This window comes from Micromonospora sp. ALFpr18c (assembly GCF_008868155.1).
GTDB lineage: Bacteria > Actinomycetota > Actinomycetes > Mycobacteriales > Micromonosporaceae > Micromonospora.
Genome location: NZ_WBKR01000377.1, coordinates 1 through 1,705, shown reverse-complemented (window position 1 = coordinate 1,705; position 1,705 = coordinate 1). Strand labels below are relative to the sequence as shown.

Genomic DNA, 1,705 nt, shown 5'->3' with positions numbered 1-1,705 from the left:
GACGAGGTTCTTATCTGTGGCCGTCACCGACAGCCGGTCATCCCACCCGATAGACTTGCTCACCAGAAAGGTGCACCCGCTTCTACAAAGGACATGGCGTAGACAACCACATCCTTGCAGGTCGGGTGCACCTTTCCTTGATCACCCTCGATACCCGCTATCTACTCTGAATAGCGGAGGTCGACACCCGGGACTCGGCCAGCGCAGCGCCTTTACCCTCGGCGGCCCCATCGCCGTCGCCGCGCCGGCGGGCAAGATGCGGAACTGTGGCACGACGCGCCGACCGCTGATCTGCCCACGGCCCGCCGCGTCACCACCAAGGCCTAGATCGCTCAACTACAGATAAGACTGGTTATCTGAAGTACCCTCCTCGCGTGACTTCAGATAACACGCGCCAGCGCGATCAGCAGACCACCGGAACAACTTCAGATAACACGAGGCCCTCGCCGCCTGCCACACTCGACCGTGCACTCGATCAGTACCTGAGCGAGTGCACGGTCCGGTGCGAAACCTGGGCGGCCGAGGTGGCCGGCAACGACCGTGCCCGGCGGATCCTGACCGTGCTCGTCCGCGCAGCCTCGGGGAAGGTGTCGCCTCGTGACCCGGCGGCCCGCCAGCGCGCGACCGCACCGACCCGGGCATGACCGTTACGGGTTCGCCGCGCCGCGGCCGTGCCCCCGCCGTGCTGCCCGCCCACCTGCAGGCCGTGCTTGACCGGTACGCCGGAAAGTTGGCCAAGGCGACCATGCTCGACGACGACACCCGCCGCGCCTACACCTCCCGCGCCCGCGGCTACCTCGCCTGGCTCGCCACGGCCGACGTTGACGGCGACCCGCTTACCGAACCGGCCGCCCGCGACGGCGCCGTCCGCGACTACCGAGCCCACCTGCAAACCGTCGCGAAGCGCAAGCCGTCCACGATCAACACCACCCTCGCCGCGCTCGGCGACTTCTACATCCGCCTCGGCCTCGGCATCCCCAACGCCGCCCGGCTCGACCTGCCCAAACGGGCGCCCCGCGCCCTCGATAGCCGCGATAGCCTGCGCTGGCTGCGTACCGTCGAACGGTGGCTCAGCCCTCGAGACCGCGTTGTCGCCCTGCTGCCGTACTACGCTGGCCTTCGGCTGGGCGAGGTCGTCGCGCTCGACCTGGACGATGTGCAGCTGTCCGCCCGCAAGGGCGTCATCACCGTCCGGGCTGGTAAGGGCGGCAAGTACCGAGAAGTCCCCGCCCACGCCGACCTCCGCGAGCATCTCGCCCGCTGGATCAACCACGAACGGCCGACTTTGGCCGGCGCCGACGCCCCCGCGCTCCTACTCAACCAGCGCGGTGGCCGGCTCTCCGACCGCGGCGCCCACGACATCCTGCTCGCCATCGCCGACGAGGCCGGCATCACCGCCGACTTCACCGGCGGCCACGTCCTGCGCCATACCTTCGGGACCCGACTCGTCCGCGAGGGCCACGACCTCGTCCTGGTCGCCGAGCTCATGGGCCACGCCCGAGTTGAAACCACCCGGGCGTACAGCCTGCCCACCGAAGCCGACCGTGAGGCCGCCGTCAACAGCCTCATCACCGACCGCTGACGCGAAGATTCCCTTCGCGTCAGAGGCGGTTGGTTCGCTTCACGACGCGTTCTCCAGGGTGACGCGGTATCCCATGGCTTCGAGTTGATGGATGGCTCGTTTCTTGAATCGGTCGGGGTGCAG

The 1,705-nt window shown here is 68.3% G+C and carries 1 protein-coding gene; it reads left to right on the top strand.

The features are described from left to right. Window positions 1-640 precede the first annotated feature (640 nt). Entirely contained in the window at window positions 641-1,582 is a 942-nt protein-coding gene (locus F8271_RS31195; protein ID WP_151493360.1) for a tyrosine-type recombinase/integrase, read from the top strand. Window positions 1,583-1,705: the final 123 nt, after the last annotated feature.

Excerpts from the sequence above, each read along its gene's own strand:
- F8271_RS31195 (WP_151493360.1), top strand. The coding sequence starts at position 641 with ATGACCGTTACGGGTTCGCCGCGCCGCGGCCGTGCCCCCGCCGTGCTG.